This is a genomic window from Dyella flagellata (genome assembly GCF_030160275.1).
GTDB lineage: Bacteria > Pseudomonadota > Gammaproteobacteria > Xanthomonadales > Rhodanobacteraceae > Dyella_B > Dyella_B flagellata.
In genome coordinates this window covers 1-8,375 of the sequence record NZ_BSOA01000021.1, presented here as the reverse complement: position 1 = coordinate 8,375, position 8,375 = coordinate 1, and the positions used below count along the sequence as shown (strand labels likewise).

The 8,375-nt window shown below is 63.7% G+C and carries 2 protein-coding genes; both read right to left on the bottom strand.

The window, feature by feature from the left end:
* The coding region (locus QQJ96_RS12055; RefSeq protein ID WP_284332257.1) for a non-ribosomal peptide synthetase at window positions 1–6,242 on the bottom strand (6,242 nt) is incomplete at its 3' end.
* A gap of 15 nt (window positions 6,243–6,257) precedes the next feature.
* Window positions 6,258–8,375, bottom strand: a 2,118-nt coding sequence (locus QQJ96_RS12050) for a condensation domain-containing protein (protein WP_284332256.1), incomplete at its 5' end; no start/stop codon positions are given.

Here is an 8,375-nt window from a genome sequence, read left to right as displayed (position 1 = left end):
AGATAGGCCGCGCCGGCCTTGAGCACGGCGAGCAAGGCAATCACCAGCTCGGGCGAGCGTGGCAGGGCGATGGCCACGATCTGTTCGCTGCCGATGCCGCATTGGATCAGGTAATGGGCCAGTTGGTTGGCCCGCGCATTGAGCTGGGCGTAGTTCAGCTGCGTCTGTTCGCAGACCAGTGCAATCGATTCGGGCGTCAGTGCCGCTTGTCGCTCGAAGCATTGTGGCAGTGTCGATGCGGCTACCACCGGAGCGGGTGGATTCCATTTATCGAGTATCGTGCGGCGTTCCTCTGCACTAAGCAGATCGATCTGGCCCAGCGGTTTGTTGGCATGCTGGGTGAAGCTTTCGAACAGATGCAAAAGGCGTTGCGCGAAGCGTTCGATAGCGGGGCGGTCGAATAGATCGGGGCGATAACCCAGCTGTAGCGTCAACTGTTTGCCGGGACTTGCCCATAGCCCCAAGGGATAGTGCGAACGCGTGCCGCCCTGACCCTCGCCGAAGGTGGCGCGCAGATCTTCCGGGCGTGTCGACAGTATTTCTGGATCGAACGGATAATTTTCAAACACGATATGCGTGTCGAACAGCTCGCCCAAGCCGGCGATCCGCTGAATCTCGATCAGGCCAATATGATTGTGTTCGAGCAGTCGAACCTGCTGCTCCTGCAAACGCGCAGCCAGTTCGCCGAGGCTCTGGGCCGGTGACCAGCGTAGACGCAGTGGCACGGCGTTGATCATCAAGCCCGCCATCTGCTCGGCGCCCGGCAACTCCGGCGGCCGCTCGGCCACGATCGTGCCGAACAGCACATCGTTGCGGCCGGTCAGCGCGCCCAGGCCCAGGCCCCACATCATCTGCACTACGGTATTGAGCGTCACGCCCCATCGGCGCGCCTGCTGCTGTACCGCGCAAGTGAGCGGCGCGGGCAAACTGAGAACGTACGATTCTTGCTCGGCACCGATGGCGCTGGCATGCGGCGCAACGCGTGTGGCTTCTTCCACGCCCTCCAGATAGTCCTGCCATGCCAGGCGTGCGGCGGCGCGATCCTGTCGCTGGATCCAGGCCAGGTAATCGCGATAGGGCGTCACGGCAGGCAAGCGCGCCGCATCGCCGTGGCGATACAGTTCCAACAGATCGTTCAACAGAATCAGCCAGCTCCAGCCATCGATCAGCACGTGATGCGCCGTATGGGCCAACAAATGCTGCTGCTCCGCCAGGCGCACCAAGGTGAAACGCATCAGCGGCGGCGCGGCAGGATCAAAACGCTGTTCGTGCTCGGCATCCAGCAAGGTCTGCAGCTCGGCTTCACGCCGACCCGCTTCCAGCGCGGAAAGATCGACGAATTTCCAGGGCAGGGCCGCGTCGCGCGAAATCACCTGGACTGGCTGATCCAGCTCCTCGTGCACGAAACCCGCGCGCAAATGCGCATGACGTTCGAGCAGCCGGTCTGCCGCGCTGCGAAGCGAGTCGGGATCGAGCGCACCGTTCAACTCGAATGTGCGCTGGGTGGTGTAGGTGCCTAACTCACGTTCGTCGTAGAGCGCACGGAAGAGAAATGCCTGCTGCATCGGCGACAGCGGCAGGATGTCCGTCAGTTGCCGATAGCGGGCCTGCAGGCGATCGATTTGCGCTTGAGTGACGGCGACCAGCGGCAGGTCCGAGGGGATCAGGGCACCGGCCCGCGGCTGCCGGGCTTCGGCGACCAGTAGCTCCAAGCTTGCAAACCACAGATTTGCGAGGCTTTGCACCTCGCTCTGCGAAAAGCGGGGTTCGCACCATTGCCAGATGGCGTTGAGTTCCGGCCCGTCGGGGCGATCGAAAATGGCCGCATGCAACTCCAGCTCATGCGCCATGAACAGATCCATCTCATCCGCGCCGGCGCGGGTGAGAGCTATCGCATCGTCATCCAGTGCGGGACCGGCCTGTGCCGATGTAGCCGCGGTGATACGGCCCAGATAAGCGAAGCCGACCGGCATGGCGTCGGAACCAGCCAGTTCGCGCGCACTGTCCTTGTTCAAGTAGCGCAACAGCCCATAGCCAAGGCCGCGATCCGGTACCGCGCGCAACTGCTGCTTGATGCGCTTGAATGCGGCGGCCACCGGCGTGCCCCCGGCCAGAATGTTCGCTGCATCGAGCGCGCCCAGGTCCAGGCACAGCGGAAAGCGGGTCGTAAACCAGCCTACGGTGCGCGACAGGTCCGCGCCGGCAAATTCTTCGCGTCCATGGCCTTCGATATCCAGGCCCAGCGCATGCGGCTGCAAGCCGCGCTGTTGTTGCCATCCGGCCATGGCCAAGGCTAGCGCCGTGAGAAACACCTCGTTGATGTGCGCATTGAACGCCATGGGTACACGCGTCAGCAGTTCCGCCGCCATGGCTGACGGGAGCGTCAGGCGCATGCTGCTGACCCGGCGCGTCTCATGCACGGGAGTATCCGAACCGGCATTGGGAACGCGCGCCGCGGCAAGTACGTTTTTCCAGAACGGCAGCTCGGCCACGCGCTGCGGTGTCACCGCTTCATCCGCCAGCTGCTGACTCCAATGCCGTAGCGAAGTGCCGCCTGTATCGCATGCGGGGCTTCGTCCCGCAGCGATCGCCTCCCAGGCCGCGATCAGGTCCGGAATGAGGATGCGCCAGGAAACGCCATCCACCACCAGGCGATGCAACGTCAACAGCAGCTGCCCCTGCTGCCCTTCGCCGGCATCGAACCATACCGCATCGAGCATCACGCCCTGTTCGGGACGCAGCCGCGATGCGGCCAGCTTGCTTGCTTCAAGCATCCGCCTGCGGCGCTGATCTGCATCGGTACGGGCAAGCGTTACGCGTTGCAGGCAGGCGGCAGCGTCGACACTGCCTGCCGCTGGTATGTCCAGTCGCCAGTCATCGCCGTTTGCGTGCAAGCGTAAACGCAGCGCGGCATGCTGATCGAGCACTACCTGCAAAGCGCGCGTCAGTTGTTCCTGCGTCAAGTTTGCCGGTACATTCACTAACCGCTTGACTGCCGGTTGATACTGATTGGCCAGCAGGCCTCGATCAAGCAACCAACGCATGATGGGAGTAGGTGCCAGCACACCTTCAGAATCATCCGCATGGACAGGCGTCGCGGTGACCGCCGGTTCGATCAGCGCGGCCAGCGCCGCCGTACTTTGATGGACGAAGACATCCTTGGGTTTGATATGCAAACCAGCCTGGCGCGCACGACTGACCAGCTGCATTGAGCTGATGCTGTCGCCACCCAGATCAAAGAAGCTGTCGTCGATGCCCACCGCATCCAGATGCAGCACCTGCGCAAACAGCTCCGCCAACGTGGCTTCCTGCGGCGTGCGCGGTGCCCGCCGTTGCGCGGCGGTGAACCCCGGCGCAGGCAGGGCCTTGCGATCAAGCTTGCCGTTGGGTGTCAGCGGCCAGGCATCCAGCACCACGATGGCGGCCGGCACCATGTAGTCGGGCAGATGCCCGGCCATGCCGCGGCGCAGCTCGGCCGGGTCCGGTACACGCTCGGCCGAAGCCACTACATAGCCGACCAGCTGCTTCTGACCGGGATGGTCCTCGCGCGCCAACACCAGCGCGTGTTCCACCTGCGCCACGTGCCGCAGCACGGCCTCCACTTCGCCCAATTCGATGCGAAAGCCGCGAATCTTCACCTGATGATCGATACGGCCCAGGTAATCGATCACCCCCTCCGGACGCCAGCACACCAGGTCCCCGGTGCGGTACATGCGACGGCCCGGCGCACCGAACGGGCTGGCGACAAAACGCTCCGCGGTCAGCCCGGCACGCCGGTGATAACCGCGCGCCAAGCCATCACCGGCGATATACAGCTCACCCGCCACGCCAGGCGGCACCGGCTGCAGGCTGGCATCCAGGACATACAGGCACGCATTCCAAATCGGGCGGCCAATCGGGATGCGCGGCCACTGGCTGACATCCTCGGTGATCTCGAAGGTGGCGCAGCCCACCGTCGCCTCGGTGGGGCCGAAGTGATTGACCAGCCGCACCTGCGGATAGCGTTGCTGCCAGAACGCGATGTCGGCCGGCACCATCGCTTCGCCGCCGGTCATCAGGATGGCTGTAGGACTGGCCACCGCGTGCATCTGCAACTGCTGATTGATCAGGCGCAGATGCGAAGGTGTCACTTTCAACAAAGTGTAGGGCGCGCTGTCGCCCGGGCCATTGCCCAGCTGTTCGATTTCTTCGCCGGCCGGCAGCACGGTCAGCGCCTGGCCGGCCACCAGCGCGCCGAACAGTGTGGTGATGCCGGCATCGAAGCTGATCGAGAACACCGTGGGCGAACCGCCGGTGGCAGCGCCGTAATAGCTATGGCAATCCCAGCGCAGATAATTGGTCAAGGCGCGATGCGGTATCACCACACCCTTGGGACGGCCGGTCGAGCCGGAGGTGTAGATGATGTAGGCCGGATGGTGGCTGTGCAGGGCGCTGACGCGCTCAGCTTGGGTGGGATCGCTCTGGCGCTGTTGCGCCAACTCGGCGAGCAGCGTCGGATCGTCCAGGCAATACGCGGGCAACGCTGCCGGCAAGCAGTGCGCCTGCTCTTGCATGGTGAGCGCCAGCGCCGGTTCGGCATCCTCGATCATCATCGCCAGGCGCTCGGGCGGATACTCCGGATCCAGCGGCACATAGGCGGCGCCGGTCTTGAGCACGGCCAGCAGCGCCACGATCAGTTCCAGCGAGCGGGGCAGCGCGATGGCTACGAGCTGTTCGGGGCCGATGCCTTGCCGGATCAGGCGATGGGCCAGTTGATTGGCGCGCGCATTGAGTTGGGTGTAGCTGAGCGACGATGCCTGCCAGTGCAGCGCGATGGCGTGCGGGCATTCCCGCACGCGCGCCTCGAACAAGGCGGGCAGGGTGGTTTCGGGTAGGGGATGCTGGGTGTCGTTCCAATCATGCAACACGCATTGGCGTTCGTGCGCCTGCAGGATGCCGAGCTGTCCCACGCGTTGCTGCAGATCGGCGGTGAACGCTTCCAGCAAGCCCTGCAGGCGCTGGCCGATCACTTCCACCTGCGCGCGTTCGAACAGGTCCGTACGATAGCCCAGGCGCAATTCCAGCCCGGAGGCGCGCGGAATCGCGCACAAGCCCAGCGGATAGTGCGTGCGATCGCCGCCGGCGCCGCCCAGGTCAGTGATACGCAAGCCAGCGACCGATGCGCCGTCGTCATCGGACAATTGACCAAGCGGCATGTTTTCGAATACGACATGCGTGTCGAACAGCTCACCCAGACCCACGCTGCGCTGGATCTCGGTAAGGCTCAGGTGCTGATACTCGATCAGGCCGGCCTGCTGACCCTGCACGTGCTGCAGCAGTTCCAGCAGTGTCTGTTCCGGCCGCAGGCGCATGCGCATCGGCACGGTGTTGATCATCATGCCGACCATGCTTTCCACGCCGGCCAATTCGGGCGGGCGATGCGATACGGTAATGCCGAACACAACGTCGTCGCGTCCGCCGAGTTTGCCGATCAACACACCCCATGCCATCTGCAACAACGTATTCAGCGTCAAGCGATGCTGGCGTGCTTGCTGGGTGAGCGCGGCGGTCAACGCCTGCGGCAACTTCACGATAAATGTCTGCGTGGGCGGTGCATTGTTCGGTAAATGCGCAACGAGACGACATGGTTCTTCCACTCCGTCGAGGTAAGCACGCCACGCCATGCGCGCGGCCTCGACGTCTTGCCGTTTTATCCATGCCAGATACTCACGGTATGGCGTGACCGGTTTCAGTACCGAGACGTCGCCGCGATGTTTGAGCAAGGTGAACAACTCGTCCAGCAGGACGGTCATGGACCAGCCGTCGAGCAAAATATGGTGGTAGGTAAAGACGAGCTGATGCCGCTCGCCGGCGAGACGAATCAGCGTGAAGCGCAGCAGTGGGGGACGGGCCGGATCGAAGCGGCGGCGATAATCGCGATCCAGTGTCGCCTGCAATTTTCGCTGTCGCGTCGGCTCGTCCTGTTCGGAAAGGTCGATTATCTGCCACGGCACAGCGGCATCGCGCGGAATCACCTGCATGGGCTGCGCCTGCCCCTGCTGCATGAAGCCTGCGCGCAAATTGGCGTGCCGCTGCATCAGCGCGAGCAGCGCGTCACGCAGCATCTGCGCATCCAGCACTCCGTTCAAATCGAATACCGATTGCACGCAATAGTCATCGGTCGCCTGGTCGTCATACAGCGCATGAAACAGAAAACCCTGTTGCAGAGGCGACAGCGGCAGGACTTCAGCAATCTTCGACATCGACTTCGTCCCTCGTCAATATTCGTCGGGATCGCCGTGATCCGGCAGATCCATGCTCGATAGAAATTCGGCTTCAAGACTCTCGATTCCGGCCTGGTCCAGCTCGACCAGCGGCATGTCCGACGGCGTCAAGCCGCCCGCATCCGGGCGCTCAGCGTGTACGGCAAGCGCGTGCAGCGCATCAAACCAGCCTTCGGCAAGCCAGCGCAGATCCCCTTCGTCGAACAAGGCGCCGGCCCACGACCATGTCGCCACCAGCTCCGGGCCTTCCGGGTGATCAAGTACGCAAGCATTCAACGCGATGGCGTGCGTGAGCGGCAACGACTCGTCCATGCTGCCGCCGAGTCCCTCGCTATCCGCGAGCGGCGTCCAATCCTGGTCGCGCGTAACGGGAAAGCGGCCGAGATAGTTGAAACTCAGTTGCGCCGGCGCAAAGCCTTCCAGCGTGGCGGCCGTCTCCGCGTTGAGATGGCGTAGCAAGCCAAAGCCGATGCCATTGTCAGGCAGCTTGCGTAATTGTTCCTTGACGGCCTTTAGCGCACGTCCAAGCTCAGGCCCACCGGCAAGCGCCTGCGCAATATCCATGCCGGGAAGCCAGACCGGAAACACGCTGGTGAACCAGCCGACGGTGCGCGACAGATCGCAATCGTCAAACAGGTCCTCGCGGCCATGGCCTTCCAGATCGAGGCGCAGACCGTTCGCTTCGTCCATGCCGCGTTGACGGCGCCATGCCAGGACCGCCACAGTCAAGGCCGTGAGCAGCACATCGTTGATGCGCGCCTGGAAGATCGCCGGCACCCGCGTCAGCAATTCAGTCAGCCGCGGGTGGCGCCAGCGCAGCGTGATATCGCGAGCGGTGCTTGCGGTGTCCTGCGCAAGTAAGGGGCGTTGCGACAGCAATGGATCATGCTGTTGCAGAATATGCAGCCACAACGGCAATTCATCGATGCGCCGCGGGTTGGCCGCTTCCTGATGCAGGCGCTGCGCCCATTGCCGGAACGACGTGCTCTTTGCATCAAGCTGTGGGGTGCGGCCTGCACGCGCGGCCTGCCATGCGCTGATCAGATCGGGCAGCAGGATGCGCCACGCCACGCCATCCACGACCAGATGATGAAAGATCAGCAGTAAGCGTCCGGGAGCTTGGCGACCGGTATCGAACCAGACAACCTGCCACATGATGCCTTGCGCCGGTGACAAACGCTGCTCGGCCGCGCGGCTTGCTTCGGTGATGCGCTGGCTGAAGACGGATGCATCCATGCTGCTCGCATCGATGCGTTCGATGCAGGCATCTGCGCGAACCGTACCCGTCGGTGCCACCTCGAGTTGCCATGCTGCAGCGTCGCCTTGTTGCGGCGCGTGCAGACGCAGAATGTCGTGATGGTCCAGCAATGCCTGGCATGCCATCGTGAGATCGGCGAGCACCAGTTCGGCCGGCGCCTGCAGCAGCAAACTCTGGGTAAAGACAGCCGGTACGCCATAGTGCGCGAGGAAATAATGCATGATGGGTGTCGCAAACAGCTCGCCTACCGCGATGTCGTCCGCTTGCGCCGTGGCCTCGGGCAAGCGGATGATGGTTGCCAATCCCGCGACGTGCTGATGCTTGAACACGTCCTTGGGGGAAAGCACCAACCCGAGCTTGCGTGCGCGGCTGATCAGCTGGATCACACTGATGCTGTCACCGCCCAGGTCGAAGAAGCTGTCGTCGATGCCGACGCTGGGCAAGCCCAGCACGTCGGCAAACAGGCCGGCGAGGATGTCCTCTTGGGGCGTACGTGGCAGGCGTTGATGCGCGGCGGTGAACGTCGGGGCGGGCAGCGCCTGGCGATCGAGCTTGCCGTTGGTGGTCAGTGGCAAGGCCGCGAGCACCACCAGGGCGGCCGGCACCATGTAGTCGGGCAGGTGCTCGGACAGGCTGCGGCGCAGGATCGCCGCCTCCAGGTCATGGCCGGCGAGCGGTGCGACATAGCCCACCAGGTGCGGGTGGCCGGGCTGGTCCTCGCGCAATAGCACGGCCGCTTGGGCCACGCCGGCTTGATGCAGCAGCGCGCTCTCGATCTCGCCCAGCTCGACACGGAAGCCACGCAGCTTGATCTGGTGATCGACGCGGCCGAGGAAATCGAGCTGGCCGTCCGG